The organism is Actinomadura sp. NPDC048021 (assembly GCF_040653135.1).
GTDB classification, from domain to species: domain Bacteria; phylum Actinomycetota; class Actinomycetes; order Streptosporangiales; family Streptosporangiaceae; genus Spirillospora; species Spirillospora verrucosospora.
Genome location: NZ_JBEZJQ010000001.1, coordinates 523,538 through 541,581 on the forward strand (window position 1 = coordinate 523,538; position 18,044 = coordinate 541,581).

13 protein-coding genes are annotated in these 18,044 nt (G+C 71.5%); 11 read left to right on the plus strand and 2 right to left on the minus strand.

Annotated features, from left to right (window positions below):
* Positions 1 to 53 precede the first annotated feature (53 nt).
* The 7 genes from AB0C87_RS02540 to AB0C87_RS02570 are packed head-to-tail and all read left to right on the plus strand — an operon-like array spanning position 54 to position 7,954.
* Positions 54 to 1,115, plus strand: a complete 1,062-nt coding sequence (locus AB0C87_RS02540) for a DUF917 domain-containing protein (protein ID WP_345177140.1) — start codon at positions 54 to 56, stop codon at positions 1,113 to 1,115.
* Entirely contained in the window at positions 1,108 to 2,682 is a 1,575-nt protein-coding gene (locus AB0C87_RS02545) for a hydantoinase/oxoprolinase family protein (protein WP_345177137.1), read from the plus strand. Before AB0C87_RS02540 ends, AB0C87_RS02545 begins: the two co-directional genes overlap by 8 nt.
* 48 nt (positions 2,683 to 2,730) lie before the next feature.
* On the plus strand, positions 2,731 to 4,317 hold the full coding sequence (locus AB0C87_RS02550; RefSeq protein ID WP_345177134.1) for an ABC transporter substrate-binding protein: 1,587 nt from the start codon (positions 2,731 to 2,733) through the stop codon (positions 4,315 to 4,317).
* Between the two features lies 1 nt (position 4,318).
* A complete protein-coding gene (locus AB0C87_RS02555) occupies positions 4,319 to 5,335 on the plus strand; it encodes an ABC transporter permease (protein ID WP_345177131.1) in 1,017 nt (338 codons plus the stop codon).
* The gene (locus AB0C87_RS02560; RefSeq protein WP_360357145.1) at positions 5,332 to 6,225 is read left to right on the plus strand and encodes an ABC transporter permease; all 894 of its coding nucleotides are present in this window, start codon (positions 5,332 to 5,334) and stop codon (positions 6,223 to 6,225) included. Before AB0C87_RS02555 ends, AB0C87_RS02560 begins: the two co-directional genes overlap by 4 nt.
* Positions 6,222 to 6,986: an ABC transporter ATP-binding protein gene (locus tag AB0C87_RS02565; protein ID WP_345177126.1), complete on the plus strand. Its 765-nt coding sequence runs from the start codon at positions 6,222 to 6,224 to the stop codon at positions 6,984 to 6,986. The genes AB0C87_RS02560 and AB0C87_RS02565 overlap by 4 nt, the downstream gene beginning before the upstream one ends.
* A gap of 2 nt (positions 6,987 to 6,988) precedes the next feature.
* Positions 6,989 to 7,954, plus strand: a complete 966-nt coding sequence (locus AB0C87_RS02570) for an ABC transporter ATP-binding protein (protein WP_345177124.1) — start codon at positions 6,989 to 6,991, stop codon at positions 7,952 to 7,954.
* A 217-nt stretch (positions 7,955 to 8,171) separates the two neighbouring features.
* Here the strand turns inward: AB0C87_RS02570 and AB0C87_RS02575 are convergent, their stop codons facing one another.
* Positions 8,172 to 9,485: a hypothetical protein gene (locus AB0C87_RS02575; RefSeq protein WP_345177122.1), complete on the minus strand. Its 1,314-nt coding sequence runs from the start codon at positions 9,483 to 9,485 to the stop codon at positions 8,172 to 8,174.
* Positions 9,486 to 10,378: 893 nt separating this feature from the next.
* Positions 10,379 to 12,001, minus strand: a complete 1,623-nt coding sequence (locus tag AB0C87_RS02580; RefSeq protein ID WP_360576170.1) for a hypothetical protein — start codon at positions 11,999 to 12,001, stop codon at positions 10,379 to 10,381.
* 417 nt (positions 12,002 to 12,418) lie between these two features.
* Between AB0C87_RS02580 and AB0C87_RS02585 the strand changes: the two genes are divergently transcribed.
* From AB0C87_RS02585 to AB0C87_RS02600, 4 genes are all read left to right on the plus strand, one after another.
* Entirely contained in the window at positions 12,419 to 13,423 is a 1,005-nt protein-coding gene (locus AB0C87_RS02585) for a hypothetical protein (protein ID WP_360576172.1), read from the plus strand.
* Between the two features lie 171 nt (positions 13,424 to 13,594).
* Positions 13,595 to 14,968: a CAP domain-containing protein gene (locus AB0C87_RS02590; RefSeq protein ID WP_360576174.1), complete on the plus strand. Its 1,374-nt coding sequence runs from the start codon at positions 13,595 to 13,597 to the stop codon at positions 14,966 to 14,968.
* A gap of 191 nt (positions 14,969 to 15,159) precedes the next feature.
* Positions 15,160 to 16,485 (plus strand): hypothetical protein, encoded by a 1,326-nt coding sequence (locus AB0C87_RS02595; protein ID WP_345177112.1) that lies wholly within the window; start codon positions 15,160 to 15,162, stop codon positions 16,483 to 16,485.
* A gap of 330 nt (positions 16,486 to 16,815) precedes the next feature.
* Positions 16,816 to 17,883 carry an EamA family transporter gene (locus AB0C87_RS02600; RefSeq protein WP_345177111.1) on the plus strand — a complete coding sequence of 356 codons (1,068 nt, stop codon included), beginning with the start codon at positions 16,816 to 16,818 and terminating at the stop codon, positions 17,881 to 17,883.
* The last annotated feature ends 161 nt before the right edge of the window (positions 17,884 to 18,044 follow it).

The following is an 18,044-nucleotide window of genomic DNA, read 5'->3' on the forward strand; positions in this document are numbered from 1 at the left end:
GAAGGTGGGACCATTCTTCCAGCATGCAGATGACACCTTCGAGGACCGGTCGCGTGACGCTCGACGACGTTCCGGCGCTCGCCCGCGGCTGCGCGATCCTGGGCACCGGGGGCGGCGGGGACGTCGAGACGGGCACGCTGACCGCGGTCCGGGCGATCGACGAGTACGGCGAGGTGCCGCTGATCCCGCTGTCGGAGGTGCCCGACGACAGCCTCGTCCTTCCGCTGTCGGGGATCGGAGCGCCCACCGTCGCCCACGAGATGCTGATGAGCGGCGAAGAGCCGCTGCTGATCCGGGACGAGGTCGAGCGGATCCTCGGCCGCCCGGTGGCCGCGGTGATGGCCTGCGAGATCGGCGGCTCCAACGGCGTCGGGCCGGTCGGCTGGGCGGCGCGGCTCGGTCTGCCGCTCGTCGACGCCGACGGGATGGGACGGGCGTTCCCCGAGGTCCAGATGGTCTCGATGTACGTGGCGGGACGGCCGGTGAACCTCGTCGTCCTGGCCGACGTGCAGGGCAACGTCACCACGGTGCGCCCGATCGACGGGCTGTGGTCCGAGCGCATCTCCCGCGCGGTCTGCGTCGCCAGCGGGGCGTCGGCGCTGATGGCCGACTACGTGCTGACCGGCGCGCAGGCGCGGGGCGCGGTCATCGAGGGAACGGTGAGCAAGGCCCTGGCGATCGGCCACGCGATGAAGGACGGCGCCGACCCGCTCGGCGCCCTGTGCGCGACGCTGGACGCCAGCGTGCTGATCACCGGAAAAGTGATCGACGTCGAGCGGCGGACCGGCGGCGGGTTCGTGCGCGGCAGCCTGGTCGTCGACGGCACCGGCGACGACCGCGGCCGGCTGCTCCGCGTGGAGATCCAGAACGAGAACCTGATCGCGCTGGAGGACGGCCGGCCGCGCGCCTGCGTCCCCGACCTGATCACCGTGGTGGACGCGCAGACCGCCGGCGCCATCTCCACCGAGTCGCTGCGCTACGGACAGCGAGTGGCGGTGCTGTCCTGGCCCTGCGACCCGATCTGGCGGACCGAGCGCGGTCTCGCCACGGCCGGCCCGCGGGCGTTCGGCTACGACATCGACTACACGCCCGTGGAGGAGCTCAACCATGGCTGACCGTACGTCCGGCGGCACCGTCGCCCGCGACCTGCGCATCGGTGTCGACGTCGGCGGCACCAACACCGACGCGGTCGTCCTCAGCGCCAAGGGCGAGGTCCTCGCCAGGACGAAGCAGGCGACCAGCGCCGACGTCAGCTCGGGCCTGCACGCGGCGCTGACCGCGGTGCTGGACCAGCTCGGCGACGACGTCCGGCGGGTGGGCCGGGTCATGCTCGGCACCACGCACGCCACCAACGCGATCCTGGAGCGGCGCGGGCTCGGCAAGGTGGCCGCGATCCGGCTCGGCGGGCCGGCGACCACCTCGGTCCCCCCGGCGCAGTCCTGGCCGGCCGACCTGTCGGCGGCGATCACCGCGCGCACCGCCGTGCTCCCCGGCGGCCACTACGTCGACGGCCGGCCGATCTCCAAGCTCGACCCCGGCGCGCTGCGCGCCGTCCTCGCCGACGTCGCCGGGGAGGCCGACGCGATCGCGCTGACGAGCGTGTTCAGCCCCGCCTTCGCCGACCAGGAGCTGGAGGCGGCGGAGATCGCCCGGGACGAGCTCGGCGACGCGGTGCCCATCTCGATGAGCCATGAGATCGGCACGCTCGGGCTGCTGGAGCGCGAGAACGCCACGATCCTCAACGCCGCCCTCTACCGGGTCATCAGCGCCGTCTGGGACGGGCTCCAGCACACGCTGGCCGAGCGCGGCCTGGACGTCACCACCTACTTCGCGCAGAACGACGGCACGCTGATGGCCATCGACTACGCCGTCCGGTACCCGGTGCTGACGATCGGATCGGGCCCGGCCAACTCCATCCGGGGCGCCGCGTTCCTGTCCGGCCTCACCGACGCGATCATCGCGGACGTGGGCGGCACGTCGACCGACTTCGGCGTGCTGTACGCCGGCTTCCCCCGGGAGTCGTCCGCGGGCGTCGAGATCGGCGGGGTGCGGACCAATTTCCGGATGCCCGACATCCTCGCCCTCGCGCTCGGCGGCGGCACCGTCATCGGGCCGGACGGGTCGGTCGGGCCGCAGTCGGTCGGCTACCGGATCACCGAGAAGGCGCTGACCTTCGGCGGCGACACCCCCACCATGACCGACGCGGGCGCGCTGGCCGGCCGGGGCGCGCCGGCCGGCTCGCCGATCCCCGAGCGGCTGCGCGGCGCGCTCGGCTCGGCGGTGGAGACCGCCGACCGGATGCTGGCCGACGCCGTCGACCGGATGACCCTCGGCAAGACCGACCAGCCGCTGGTCGCGGTGGGCGGCGGGTCGTTCCTGATCCCCGACGCCCTGGCCGGCGTCGCCGAGGTGATCCGCCCCGCGCACGGAGACATCGCCAACGCCGTCGGCGCGGCGATCGCCATGGTCAGCGGGACCATCGAGACCATCATCCCGGCCGGCGAGGGCCGCAGGGAGGCCATCGCCGAGGCGTCCGACGTCGCCGGACGCCGGGCCGTGCAGGCCGGAGCCGATCCGGCCGGAGTGGAGGTCGTGGAGATCACCGAAGTACCGATGAGTTATCTGCCCGAACCCGCGCTGCGGCTGCGGGTGAAGGCCGCCGGCCCGCTCGGCAACCTCTAGCCCGGCCCCCACTCCCCCTGTCCGGTCCCCCTGCAAGGAGATCCCGTCATGACCTGGCGCATAAGATCACTGGCGCTCGCGGCGGCTGTCGCCGTGGCCGTCACCGGCTGCTCGGGCGGAGCCGTCCGCAAGACGGCCTCCACGTCCAGCACGTTCGTCTACTCGTTCAACCTCAACGTCGTCACCGACTGGGATCCCGCGACCTCGTACTCCAACGAGATCATCGCGATGCAGAACGTCTACGAGTCGCTGACGCGGTACAACACCAAGGCCAAGAAGGTCGAGCCGCGGCTGGCGACCAAGTGGGCCTCGTCCGACGGCGGCAAGAAGTGGACGTTCACCCTGCGGGAGGGCGTGAAGTTCCACACCGGCACCGCGCTGACCTCCAGCGTCGCCAAGGCCGCGATCGAGCGGACGATGAAGATGAAGGGCGGCGCGGCCTACATCTGGGAACCGGTGAAGAAGATCGAGACGCCGGACCCGCAGACGCTGGTGTTCGAGCTGAAGTACGCGGCGCCGCTCGACCTGGTCTCCTCCTCCGGCTACGCCTCCTACATCTACGACACGAAGGCTCCCGGCGGCGGCGACCTGAAGGACTACGTCGCGAAGGGCCACGACACGGGCAGCGGCCCGTACACCGTCGCCTCCTGGAACAAGGGGCAGGAGGCCGAGGTCCGGCTGGGCCAGTTCAAGGACTACTGGGGCGGCTGGAAGGGCTCGCACTACACCAGTGTCGAGTTCCGCAACACCCCGCAGGTCACCACCGCGTGGCAGCAGTTGCAGGCCGGTGACGTCACCTACGTGCACCGGCTGAACCCGCAGCTGTTCGCCCAGGCGAAGGGGATGAAGAGCCTCAAGACCGACTCGGTGCCCTCGTTCCAGAACCTCATGGCGTTCTTCAACACCGAGGCCGGCCCGCTGAAGGACGTCAAGCTCCGCAAGGCGGTCCAGGCGGCGATCGACTACAACGGCCTCGTGTCGACGCTCAAGGGCTCCGGGACCGCCGCCAGCGGCGTCGTCCCGGACGGGCTCACCGGCGCCACGCCGGGTCTGGCCGGACGCCAGGACACCGCGGCGGCGACGCGGCTGCTGAACGAGGCCGGGTACGGTCCGGGCAAGAAGTCGCTGACGCTCGACCTCACCTACGCGCAGGGCGACGACGACCAGCAGAAGTTCGTGACGCTGCTCAGCTCCGCGCTCAAGGGCCTGAACGTCAAGCTCCAGGCGAAGCCGATGCAGTGGGACGCCCAGTGGGACCGTGCCAAGAGCAAGGACGCGGCGAAGCGCCAGGACGTCTTCGTCATGTACTGGTACCCGGACTACCCGGACGCCTACAGCTGGTTCCTGAACCTGTTCCGCTCGGCCGACCCGGTCAACTTCAACCTCACCTACCTCGACGACTCCGCCGTCGACGGTGAGATCGACAAGCTGCCGGAGCTGACCGCCACGAACCGGTCCGCGGCGGAGGCGTCGTACGCGTCGCTCCAGCGCAAGCTCCTGGTCGACCAGGCCGTCGCCGCGCCGCTGTTCGTCCAGCAGTACCAGCGGGCGTACTCGGCGGACGTCGACGGCTACACCGACGACCCGGCGTATCCGAACGTCGTGTTCGCCCACGAGCTCAGCCCGGCCGCGTGACATGACCCGCTACCTGCTTCGACGCCTGGCACAGGCCGCGTTCGTCGTCGCCGGTGTCGTGGTGCTCACCTTCGTGGTGATGCGGCTGGTCCCCGGGGACCCGGCGGTGACCTACGCCGGGCCCCGGGCCTCCGCCGCCGAGCTCGCCCGGACCCGCGCGGAACTCGGCCTGGACGACACGCTGCCCGTCCAGCTCTGGGACTACCTCACCTCGCTGGTCCAGGGCGACTGGGGAATCAGCCTGCACACCCGCCAGGACGTGCTCGGCGACATCTCCACCGCCTTCCCCGCCTCGCTGGAACTGGTCGGCACCGGGGTGATCATCGCGGTCCTGGTGGGCATCCCGCTCGGGGTGCTCGCCGCCCGGTTCCGGGGCCGGCCGGCCGACGGGTCCATCCGGATCACCTCGATGGCGGGCGTGTCGGTGCCGGTCTTCCTGCTGGCGCTCTTCGCGCAGAACGTCTTCGCCACCAAGCTGGGCTGGCTCCCCGTCGCCGGCGAGTACGACCCCAGGCTGGACGGCACCAGCCCGCTGCACCTGTACACCAACATCACGGCGGTGGACGCGCTGATCACCGGGAACTGGCCGATCCTCGGCAGCACGCTGGCGCACCTGGTGCTGCCCGCGGCCGCGATCGCGGCCTACCCGACCGGCGTGGTCGCCCAGATGACGCGCGCCGCGCTCATCGAGGAGTCCACGCAGAACCACGCGCGGCTGGAACGGGCCCTCGGCTTCACCCGGTGGCAGGTGCTGACGCGGTTCTCGCTGCGTCCGGCGCTCAGCCCGGTGCTGGCGCTGCTGGCGCTCGTGTTCGCCTTCTCGCTGGTGAACGCCTTCCTGGTCGAGGCCATCTTCAACTGGCCGGGGCTCGGCCGGTACGCCGCCGACTCGATCCGCTCGTCCGACGCCCCCGCCATCGCGGGCGTCACCATCGCGATCGCGTTCACCTACGTCGTCGTCAACCTGCTGGTGGACCTCGCGCAGGCCGCCATCGACCCGCGGGTGAGGATCAGATGACCGCTCTCGACACCGCCCCCGCCGCGCCCCTGCGGGACCGGCCCGTGCACCGGGTGCTGCGGGCGGCCCGCACCGACCGGCTGGCCGCCGTCGGCGCCGTGGTCCTCGCGCTGATCGTCCTCGCGGCGCTCGCGGCCCCGCTGCTGGCGCCCTACCCGGGCGACGGCACCGACGCGACCCATCCGGCCGAGGCGCTGCGGGCGCCCGGCGCCGAGCACTGGTTCGGGACGGACGGGGTCGGCCGCGACATGCTCACCCGGGTGCTCTACGGGGCGCGCACCTCGCTGACGATCGCCGTCTCCGTGCTCGCGCTGTCCGCCGTGATCGGCGTGCTGCTCGGCGTCGTCGCCGGCTACGCGGGCGGGATCGTCCGGGACGTGATCATGCGGATCACCGACGTGTTCCTGGCCTTCCCGGCGCTGCTGCTGTCGGTGGCGCTGGCGCTCGTGCTGCACCCGGGGACGCAGGGGGCGATCATCGCCATCACCGCCTCCTGGTGGCCCTGGTACGCCCGGATGAGCGCGGTCGCCGCGACCTCCATCAGGTCGCGCGGCTTCATCGACGCGGCCCGCTGCCTCGGCGGGTCCCGGACGCGGATCGTGCTGCGGCACGTCCTGCCCAACTCACTGACCCCCGTCCTGGTCCAGTTGTCCCTGGACGCGGGCGGGGTCATCCTCACCGCCGCGGCGCTGTCCTTCCTCGGCCTCGGGCCGCAGGAGCCCACCGCGGAATGGGGGCTGATGGTCCAGCAGGGGCAGAGCCTGTTCACCACCAACTGGTGGGTGGTCGCCTTCCCCGGTCTGGCCATCGTGGTCACGGCGTTCTGCTTCAACGTGCTCGGCGAGGGCATGCGAGCCGCCCTCGACCCCCGGCGGGAGGTCACCCGATGAAACCGGTGCTCACTGCGGAGAACCTGCGGGTGCGGGCCGGCGACCTGCTGCTGGCCTCGCTCGACGAGCTGAGCGTCGGCCCCGGCGAGTGCGCCGCGATCGTTGGCGAGAGCGGATCGGGCAAGACGACCGCGCTGAACGCGATGCTCGGGCTGACCGACGGGCTGCGGGTCAGCGGGAAGATCGTCGTCAACGGCACCGACGTCGTGACGGCGGACGAGCGCACGCTGTCGAAGATGCGCGGCTCGGTGATCGCCCTGGTCAGCCAGAGCCCGCAGGCGTCCCTCAACCCCACGATGCGGCTCGGGGCACTGCTCAAGCGGGTGCTCGCCCGGCACGGCCTGCGCGGCGCCGAGGCCCGCGAGCGGACCGAGGAGGCGCTGCGCAGCGTCCTGCTCGACCCGGGGCTGCTGCGCCGCTACCCGCACCAGGTCTCCGGCGGCCAGGCGCAGCGCTTCGCCATCGCGATGGCCGTGGCCCTGCGCGCCGACGTCATCCTCGCCGACGAGCCCACCAGCGCACTGGACGTCACCGTGCAGGCCGCCGTCCTGGACCTGCTGGCCCGGTTGCGCGACGAGCACGGCATCGCCCTGGTCTTCGTCTCGCACGACCTGGCCGTCGTGTCCGGCATCGCCGACCACGTCGTCGTCATGCGGCAGGGCCACGTGGTCGAGGCGGGACCGGCCTCCGACGTCCTGCACAGCCCCTCCGCCGCCTACACCCGGGAACTGCTCGACGCAGTCCCCGCGATCGGGGAGTGACCATGCTCAGCGCGGACGACCTCACGGTCAGCTACGACCGGACCCCGGTGGTCCGCGGCGTCTCCCTCACGGTGCCGGAGGGCTCCGGCGGGGTCGCCGTCATCGGGGAGAGCGGATCCGGCAAGACCACCATCGCGCGGGCGCTGCTCGGTCTGGTCAAGCCCGAGCAGGGCCGGGTGCTGTTCCGCGACCGCGACATCGCCCGGCTCGACCGGGCGGGGCGGGCGCTCTACCGGTCCGAGGTCCAGCCGGTGTTCCAGGACGGCAGCGAGGCCCTCGACCCCCGGATGCGCATCGGCGCCTCGATCTCCGAGGCGCTGCGGGTCCGGCGGCGCCGCGCCGGCGGCGAGCCCGCGGGGAAGGACGGGGACCTCCCGTCGGTGACGGAGCTGCTCACCGACGTCGGCCTCGATCCTTCCCTCGCCGGGCGCCGGCCCCACCAGCTGTCCGGCGGGCAGCGGCAGCGCGTGGTCATCGCGCGGGCGCTCGCGGTCGACCCGCGGCTGCTCGTCCTGGACGAGCCGACCAGCGCCCTCGACGTCACCGTGCAGGCCCACGTGCTGGACCTGCTGGCGGGGCTGCGGGACGAGCACGGGCTGAGCTACCTGCTGATCACCCACAACCTGGCCATCGTCGACCGGCTCTGCGACACCGTGCACGTCCTGTTCGCCGGGCGGATCGTGGAGTCCGGCCCCATCGGCACGGTGCTCGGCACCCCGGCCCACCCCTACACCGCCGCGCTGCGCGACGCGGTCCCCCGGCTGGGCGCGACGCACCGGGCCGCCGGCGCCTCGGACGCGCTGGCCGCCGCCGAGGGCTGCCCGTTCCGGCACCGCTGCCCGATCGCGGTCGACCGGTGCGCCACCGAGGACCCGCGGCTGCTGCCGCTCACCGACGGGCACAGCGTCGCCTGCCACGAGGCCGTCCCGGCCAAGACCGACGAACCCCGGACCGGCGCCGACGTGTGAAAGAAAAGGGACGGCGGGAGGACTGGTCCTCCCGCCGTCGGGTCGGAAGCGCGGCGCTGGCCGGCGTCGCGCTGGATGGACTTCACGGTTCGGGGGCGCGGGTTGGCCGGCCCGGCCCCGGACCGTGTTCAGAATGCGGAGAAGGCAGTCTCCGCACCCCTGCTCCGCTTGTCGGGCGGTAGGCGTCCCCCTGTCAGGGGGACGCGTCTGCCGTCGGCTAGGACGACGGCGTGGTGGGAGCCTTCTCCCGAGCGAGACGGACCTCCTCCTCGGCCGTCCTGACCGCTGCCTCGGCGGCGTCCCGCTGAGCCGCGGCGGTCTCCGCGTGGGTCGCGGCCCTCTCCGCCTCGGTCCGGGTCTTCGCCGCCGCGGTCTGCGCCTTCTTCGCGTCGGCGCGAGCCTTCACGAGCCGGGCTTCGGCGACCCTGCGCTCGGCCTGGAGGACGGCCTGCTCGCAGGCCCCGTACTCCTGGGTCAGCCTTTCCAGCGTCTCCAGGATCTTGCCGCGCTCCTCCAGGGCGTGCTGCAGGACGGCCTCGGGGGTGGCCGACGACAGCTCGATGAGCGGTGCGTGGGTCCGGTCCCTGAGGCTGAAGCTCATCTGGGCGACCGCTGCCGCGGCCACCGTGATGACGACGACCCCGGCCCACTGGATCGGGATCAGCCGCGTGTCGAGGAAGGCCAGCCCGACGAGGGTGGCGATCAGCGGACTCGCGGTCAGGAACACCGAGTACACGGCGTCGCCCGCGAGTTCCCTCGCCGGCATCTGGATGATGCGGGGCAGGGTGTTGTTCAGCAGCCCCACCAGCATCGCCCAGAGGACGAGCTGCCAGTTCAGGAAGGTGAGGCCCCCGGTGAGCATGACGATGCCGCCGGCGAGCACGCCGACGGACAGCGTCGACCAGGCGATCACCTTCTCCGTGTAGTACCGGCCCGCGCCCTTGATGAGGCGGTCGGTGACGGGGAGGTACAGGGTCCGCAGGCCGCCCGCGCCGAGGGCGCAGATCACGCCGAGCAGGTAGCCGCTTCCGGGAGCCGGCCCGTCCTGCTGGACGAGCAGGACCACGCCGACCGCGGCCGCCGCCGCGAAGAGCGTGAGGAGGGCGGCGCGTCCCCTGCTCCCGCTCCTGAACCCCGCGATGACGGGGATGAGAAGCGGGACGGTGTAGTAGATCCCTCCGGTGACGCTGAAGGGGATGAACAGCAGGGCCGAGAACAGCAGCGCCTTGTCGCCGCCGATCACCCCGAACGTCATCAGGGACAGGATCCGCCGCGACCGCGCCGGCATCTCGGTGGCCGGCCGGTCGTCTCCGCCCTTCCCCGAGATCTTCCAGAAGAAGACGCGGAGCAGGAGCAGCAGACCGCCGAAGGTCGCCTCCAGCGCCGTCGCCTGGTGCATCTGCAGACCGTTCGCGCCGATCAGCCGCTCGTCGAGGAGCGCCTTGCCGGACGCCGAGCTGAGCCGGTCCGCGCCTCCGAGCGCCACCCCGAGCCAGGGGTACCGCCTGCTTTCAGATTTCTTGTTTGTCATTTCCGAGAACTCCTCGTGTGAGGCGCACACAAAGAGAACCGGTCGTGACCCGGCTCCCTTTGTCGCACCGAAGAACGGATACGACTCCGTAGAGCCAGGTCGTGTTCAACGATCTTCGGACATGCCGACTCAGCTGCGGAGACCTGGAGGTTGACGCGGGGTGAACAGGCTCTTACGAAACGCTCGTGACGCCATTTCCGGCGTTAGGCTGCAATGGCGCGGGCCCTCCTTCGAAAGCGGCGGCGTCGTGAACCGCCGCCGAGGGCGCGCAGAAACGGCGGGAGGCCCTCCGGAAGAACTCCCCGGAGGCTCCCGCCGTTTTTCTCGGGCACTGGGGCGAGGGCCACGGCCGGACGGCGGCGAACCGGCTCCGGAAAAGGAGAACGGCCGGTCTGGGGAGACCGGCCGTTGAGGTTGATGGCCGTCCGGGGTTTCCCCCGGACGGCCACCGAGAAGCGGAGGGGAGTGGCGCTCCCTCCCGCTCGATGCTGAGGTCGGAGGCGGCCAGCCGCCGACCCTCGCATGAGTTTCCGTGCCGCACTCGGCTCGGACACGTACGGTTCGTCGGATTCGACGGAGGGTTGGCCGACCCTCGTCTCATCCGACTGCACCGAGGTGCCCGCCAGGCGGACGCCACAGTTTCGCCGGATGCGAAGGAGGGTGGCCGACCCTCACCTCGCACCCGACTCGCCGTGACGTCTGCCGAGGCCGACGCTGCGGTTCACCGAAGTGCGGAGGAGGGTTGGCCGACCCTCGCTCCACACTCGGCTGACCGCGGCGTCTGCCGAGGCCGACACCACGTTTCGCCGAATGCGAGAGAGGGTTGGCCGGCCCTCACCTCGCATCCGCTTCCACGCGGTGCCGGTTCAGGCCGGAAATCTCGGGCGGCGGCTCTACTCGGCGCTCGGAGCGCCGATCGAGTCGCCGTAGGCCACCCGCTCGATCCGGTAGTTCCCGTTGGGGTCGGCCTGCACGGCCTCGCCTCCCAGGAACCGGAACTCACGGCCGTCGCACCTGACGACGCCGCTGTCGACCCGGCCGCCCGTGAAGCTCCCGTCGTTGTCGACGGAGGCCTCCTGGACGCCCTTGGTCTCGATCACGACGCCGTCGCTCTCGACGGTGAGCCCGCCGGCGCGCTGGAAACGGATCCCGTCCCGCGTGCCGACCAGGCCCGTGACCTCGCTGTACTTGACCGACTTGGCGCCGTTGGCCGCGGGGGGCTGGGCCTCCGCGTTCCTGGCGTCGAGCTCGGCCTGGAGCCGCTGGCGCTCGGCGTCGACCTCGCGCAGCTTGGCCTCCGTCTCACGCCCCTTGGCGTCCGCCTCCTGGTACAGGCGGGTCGCCTCGGCGCACCTGTCGTTCGCCTGCCCGGCCTCGGTGATCAGCCCGGTGATCCGGGTGTTCGCCTCGGTGAGCTGGCCCCACACGTACGCCAGTTCGGTGTCCTTCTGGTCGAGCCTGGCGTGGACGGCGACGTCGATCCCCGCCGCGAGGGCGGCTCCGAAGACCATCCACATGCCGACCCACTGCCCGCCGTCGAGCGACGGGGTGTTGGCCCAGCCGATGAAGGACAGCAGGAGCGCCGCGAAGGCACCCGCGATGGGGGCCGTCGAGGAGAGCATCGCCTGCTCGGTCTCCTGCAGGTGGTTCCGGGCCCAGTTCATGAGCAGGACCGGGAGGAACATCACGCAGAGCGGGATCAGCGCGTAGAGCGCCGGCACCGGCAGCAGCGCACCCGCGAACTTGTCCGGGGTGGGGAAGCTGTGGTTCAGCAGCGCCCACGGAACGATGAGGCCGAGCGTGATGCAGTTCGCGAGCGTCATGCCGACGTCCCGGTACCGCTGGCTCAGCTCCTTGTTCACCTTGTCGTCCTCGAACGCCTCGGTGCCGAAGGCCGTCAGCGCCTTCTGGACCATGAACATGTGCAGACCGACGACGCCGGCCCACACGAGCCCGCGGGTCTCGATGTTCCCGCCGTTGCTGAACAGCGCGACCGCGAAGACGATCGAACCGAACAGCATGAACCGCAGGACCACCTGGTTCCACCGGCGGGGCTGCCAGACCACGAAGGTCAGGACGCCCGCCAGCAGCGTGCCCAGCGTCTGGACGGCGGTCCGGGGGCCGGTGCCGATGATGCTGTCGGCCTCGGCGATCCCGATGTTGATGCCCAGGCTGGTCAGCCCGATGACACCGACGAAGACCCACCTGAGCGCCGCCGCGTCGACGGTGAACCCGCCCCTGCGCAGCGTCTTGAAGATCGTCGTCTCCTCCTGCCCGAAGGTGCCCATGCTGAACATGGAGCGCCCGTAGCGCCGGTACGCGAGGCTCGTGTAGCCGAAGAGGAGGGGCGTCCCGCCGAGGACGATGAGGGTGGCCGCCGCCAACGGGACGGAACCCGTGGTGAGCGCGCCTCCCACGCCCTGGAGGAACATGGCGATGAGCAGCGCCGTCGCCGCCCGCCTCCGGAGGGGGCTGGGACCGTGGCCGGTTCCAGCCACAGCGATTTTCGTGGACACGATTGGTCCCTTCCTGTGCATTGCGTGCCGCCCGGCGCGAAGCCGGGCGGTTGTTGTGTCTCGCCTGCCCTGAGGGCCTGCGAGCCCGACTGATGAGTCGGCTCTGTTAACCGTCCTGGAGCACGGCACGACGGCAACCCGAACCTCCTCACGAACCGGCGCAGGCACCGTGCCGCCGGGCTTCCGGGGCGTTCGGCGTTCGCGCCGTCGTCCGCCGGACGGGATCCGACTTGCGCCCCGCGCCTGGTCAGGGACGGTCTGAGCTGAGAGCGCCTCTGGTTCGCCAGGGCGGTCTCATCCGAGTGGCGTCGCGGACGCCACAGAACCAAAGAACATGGGAAAGGAGTGTGCCCTGTGCGTAAAAGGGCGCACGAAGCCTCGGAACCCCGAGGCTTCGATAACACCGTCGTAAGGGCGGTGCTGCGGGTGGTGCAGTTCTTCCTGGGCCTCACCCGCCCGATGCAGGACGCCGACGGCATGGCCTGCTTCACCGTCAGGACGACGGCGGGGCGGATCGCGCTGAACGAGATCCTGCGGAACATCCGGCGGACCATCCTGCTGGTGGACCTCGACGGATCCTTCTGGGACCCGGTGAGGTGGCCGAGGACGCCGCTCGTCCTCTGCCAGATCCCCCGGCTGTTCTCCCGTCTCGGGAGGAGCCGGCTGTTCATGATGGCCTACCTGACCGGGCGGGCGTCGGAGCAGCTCCGGTCCTTCGGGATGCTCGTCCGGGGCGTCGTGGCCTGGTGCCAGTTCGGCGCCGAAAGGTGGCAGGCCGGCCGGCAGGTCGACCTGGTACCGGTTCCGCCCGGCCTCGCGACGGCGATCTCGGCGCTGGACGGCACGACGTACAGCGTTGAGCGCAAGACCCACGCGGTCGCCGTTCACTGGACGGCCGCCGACGACGACGTGGCGGTCGGGCAGCTGCTCGCCCGCCAGCAGTCCCTGGCCGAGGAGCACCGTCTGGCGTACCACCCGGGCAACCTGGTGGTCGAGCTCAGCCCCCTGGGCATGAGCAAGAAGGTGTCGGCCGCCTGCTTCGCCCGGCAGTTCCTGCCGGCCGAGGTGATCGAGGGGTTCGTCCGGGGCTTCGACCCGGTCGAGCAGGAGGTCTACGAGCAGATCTGGGCGTCTCTGGAGGCGTCCGGTTCCGAGCTCGTGCCCTCCCTGCAGAGCCCCTACTTCATCTTCGTGGGAGACAGCGCGCCCGACCTGGGCGTCTTCCTCCTGTTCGACTACCTGCGAGGGCTGGGCATCCCCGTCCTCAAGGTGGCCGTGAAGGGCCACAAGCCCCTCGAAGACCTGGCCGACATCGTCGTGGACGGGCCGGCCGGCGCACTCCAGTTCGTCCGCGAGCTGGAGCTCCACACCGCGCCCTGGTGGCTGCGGTTCCTGCGGCGTAGCCTCGGCCACGCCGCCTGAGTCGGTCCCCGCCTAGGCGGGGACCGGGCCCCCGGACGCGATGTCCGGGGGTCACTCGTTTGCCGCTTCACCCCGGCTTCGTACGGTCTTGGACGAACCCTTGTGTTCGCTCGGCGCGGTCGTCCGGCACCTCCCCTTCGTGCGGACGGCCTCTTCTTACGGGGGTAGGCGATGCGCGATCTGATGGCCGGGGGGAATCTGGCGCTGCCCGGCGGTGCGATCTCGATCGAGGTTCCGGGGCCGTTCGACCTGTCCGCGCTGATCACCGGCGACGACCGGAAGGTGAGCGGCGACAACGACTTCGTCTTCTACAACCAGCCCTCCGCTCCGGGCGCCCGCCTGGGAGCCGGAGCCGTCATGGTGGATCCGGCGCGGCTGCGGGCCGGGGCCAGCCGGGTCACGGTGGTCATCAGCGCGGCCGATCCCGGGACTCCGCTGAGCCACCTGCCCGCCCCCGCGCTGCGGGCCGTCGGGAGCGACGGCGCGGTGGTGGCCCGGTTCAGCCCGCCGCGCCCGGCGACGGAGACCGTCCTGCTGCTCGTGGAGATCTACCGGCGCGGGGACCAGTGGAAGCTGCGCGCCATCGGCCAGGGGTACGCCGACGGCCTGGCCGGGCTCGCCCGCGACTTCGGCGTCGACGTCACCGACGACGGCTCCCAGGCTCCTCCCCCGCCACCGGTCATGCCTCCCCCGCCTCCGGTCGCGCCGCCTCCGCCGCCGGCCGTCTCCCGCCGCCCCACCCTGCCGCCGGTCTCCGTCGGGCATCTGGACGCCTTCGCCCGCGAGGTCAACTTCCGGCGCGGCCGGAGCGGGCTGCCGCCCGTCACGCTGGACGGACGGCTCACCGCGGCCGCGCAGGCGCACGCCGCCGTGATGGCCGCGCAGCGCCGGCTCGACGCCGACGGACCGGACGGCATGTCGGTCTTCGACCAGGTCACCCAGCACGGCTACGTCTATCTGACCATCGACGAGCAGTTCGTGTCCGGTCCGCGCTCGCTGGAGGAGTTCACGCAGTACCACCTGGACGGCGGACGGCCGGTGGACGCCCTGCGCAACGGGGAGCTCTGCGACGTCGGCATAGGCCAGGCCGCCGGAAGGGGCCGCGACCGCGACCTCTACTGGACGATCCTGTGGGCGACGCCGTTCTCCCCGGCCGGCCGGTCGCGCTTCGCCGCCGAGGTCGTCTCCCTCACCAACGCCCACCGCGCCTCCCACGGGCTCCGGCCGCTCGCCGACGACCCGCGGCTGACCGCGGCCGCCCAGGCGTACAGCGAGGACATGGCCGTCCGCCGCTTCTACTCCCACACCTCCCCGGAGGGCACGCAGCCCTGGGACCGCGCCCGCGCGGCGGGCTCCACGCACCTCGGCATCGGCGAGAACATCGCGTGCGGCCAGCGCTCCCCCGCCGAAGTCGTCCAGGGCTGGATGGACAGTCCCGGGCACCGCGCCAACATCCTCAAGCCCGACTTCACCCATATCGGGGTCGGCTTCCAAGGGGGCGGAACGGCGGGCACCTACTGGACGCAGCTCTTCGGTTCCGTCTAGGCGCTTCCCGCCTCACGTCTCCGTCCCGCCTCGCCTTTCCGTCCCGCCTCGCGTCCTCGTCCCGCTGACGGCTTCGGCGACATTGCCGGACGCGTCGAGCACGACACGGTCATCTTTGCCCGGTCCTCGGACCGGGCCGTCCGCACGAAGCGTGCGGGCGAGCGACGACAAAGAAGAAGGAGGGATGACCTATGTCATTCCCGCTCAGACGCTACATCGTGGAGGCCCCGGAGGGGCCGGAGCAGGTGCTCAGGAAGTTCGCGATGGAGGCGGGTGAGACCCACGCCGGCCTGCGGCGCGAGGTCGGCGGGCCGGGCCGGCCGCTGACGGGCGCCTCGTCGGAGGCGTGCCGCCGGTTCGAGACCCTGATAGACGGGCTCGGCTTGCTCGGCGTCTTCCCCCAGCCCGAGGCGGTCGTCCGCACCGCGACCGGTCCGGACCATCTCGCCCACGCGGGATATCGCAGCGGCGGGGACGACGTGAAGCACTGGTGGATCGGCGGCGACCTCGACCACGCGTTGAAGACCGCACCCAAGGTCATCACGCTCCTGGTGGGCGCCGGCAGCCTGCGCGGCCGGCGGCGTCCGGTGGCGCGGATGTCGACGTCCGGGGTCCCGCTGGAGTCACTGGCCTCCGGGTGGTTCCTGGCGTTGATGGACGACCGCGTGGATTCCATCGTCTTCGAGCCCGGAGGCACTCTGCTGGGGACGTGGGAAGCGCTCTGGCTCTTCGCCGGGAGTGTCGCGAAGCTGGTTCACACCCTGCCCGACGGGATCGAGGTGCGAGTCCTGTTTCGCGTTCCCGCCGAGGAGGACTGGCTACCGCTGCTCCCCGCCCTGGTCCAGGACCGCGTCCTGCCCGAACTGTGCGAAAGCTGGTTCCGGAGGACGAGGCGAAACCGCCATCTCCTGCAGGAACGGTTCACCCGAATCCTCGGAGAGATGCTGGGCGAGCACCAGGGCCGGGTGCGGGTGGCCGCCTACGACGCGCTTCACGACATCGGGCACCGGCTCCAATCGGCCGTCGCCCGGGGCGAGAGGCCGTCGGAACTCGGCCTTCGCGGCGAGTTGTCCAAGACGGAAGGACTCTGGAAGTTCGTCCTGGACCCGGACATCCAGCAGGCGGTCTGGAGCGGACTCGACGCCGAGCGGCGGTTCGCTCCAGAGGATCTGCCCGATCTGAACGGCCACACCGGACTCGTCAACGCGGCCGACGTCGTCAACCTGCTGACCTATGGCAGGGACGGCCTGGCCATCGTGGTCGACGAGGCGAGCGCCGCGCGCAGCACGATCGGCCTGGCCGACCGCTTCGCGCGGCTCCACCCGGACGGGGCGGCACGGATGATGGCGATCGGACCGCTGGGCGAGATCCTCGGCGAGACGCCGGAGCCGTGCGGTCCCTTCAGCCTGTTCCGGGGGAAGGCCGGCCACATGGTCGTCCGCGACCCCGGCGGGCCCTCGAAGGGCGAACGGGTGCCGACCGGCGACCTGTTCGAAGAGCTCTACTTCGTGCGATGACCGCACCGGAGTGAGCCCGACCCGGTGCCCCGGTGGGGCGGCTGCAAGCCGTCCCCACCGGGGCACTTCCGTGTGCCGGGCGGAGAGGAGCCATCCTCCCCGCCGTCCTCGTTTCTCCGGTCCGCCTGCCGGAGTTGCCTCTGATGACGGCCTCGACACGGTCGTCAGTGCGTGGCTCGGCCACGCCGTTCCGAAAAGGCTCGGGACGTGCCACCGGTTCTCACGACCGGGTGCGCGTCCGGGCCTTCCAGGTCAGGACGCGCATCGGGTTCACGGAACCACGAACGCGCCCCGGCTCGGTCCGGGACGTACACAAAGGAGAGATGGCCAATGGCCGGTTTCATCGACCGCCTCGGCAGGACGCCGGGAGCGGGGCTCGTGATCACCTTGATCGTGTTCTACGCCCTCATCGGCGGGGACGCGGTCAACGGCCTCGTCATCGACGAGGCATCGCCCCTGGTGGCAGCCGTCATGGCGGGCGTCTTCGGCACCATCCCCCTCGTCCTCCTCGCGGAGCGCTCCGCGCTCATCCGGCGGGGCAGGCGGCGGCTGCTGCGGGAGCTCAACGCGGGAACGCTGATCAACCGCATGGCGGTCAGCAACACCTTCGTGATCCCGCTCACGCTGCTGTCCCTCCAGCGGCTGGAGGCGCTGGGGACCGTCGTCGCGCTCATGTGGACCGGTCCGCTGGCGGTGGCGATCTGGAAGATGGCGACCGACAGCCCCCGCAGGCTCTCGGGTCTGCTGTGGCTCCCCCTGGCGACGCCCGGGATGCTGCTCGTGACCCGTCCCTGGGAGGGGCACGCCGACTTCCTGGGTGTGCTGTTCGCACTCGGGGCCGCGGCGTGCTACGGCAACTTCCTCCTCACCTACGACCGGCTAGGGAAGGCGCTCGGCGACCGCGTCAACGTCGCGATCGCCGAGTCCATGATGCGGTCGACGGCCGCGCTGGCCGCGCTGACGGCGATCGTGATCACCGCGTCCGCCGCGCTCGGCCGGACGGTTCCGGGCATCACGCCCGGCCCCGACTGGCACAGCTGGCGGGTGGTCGGCCTCACCTTCCTGTCCGGGCTGCTGACGGGGTTCGTCGCCCAGGTCGGACAGAACCTGATCTTCGGGCGGCGCCTCATGAAGGCCGCCACGTTCTCGGTTCTGACCGCCGTGGAGCCGACGGTGGCCCTGACGCTGGACTGGGTGGTGCTCGGGCACTCCCCGACCCGCCTGGACGCCATCGGCGCCATCCTCGTCACCGCGGCGGGGGCAGGCTGCTTCTACCAGCTCGAGGTCGGCGGCAAGCCGCTGGCCCCGCTGGTCACCTGGTCGCGACGTCGAGCGACCGCCGTGATGGCGGTCCTGCGGCGCCGCGACCGCGGCGGGAAGGGCGACCTCTCCGCCTGAAGTGGGCAGGCGGCCGTCTGACGGCCGCCTGCCACCCCTGAGGGGGGGGGGGGGGTGGTGTGGCGGGCTGGGCGCATGGCGTCCAGGCAAGAGGGAGGGGGGTATTTATGAAAGTGTTGTTCGCGGGGGTTGTATTTTTTTTTTTATGTTTAGGTTGATAT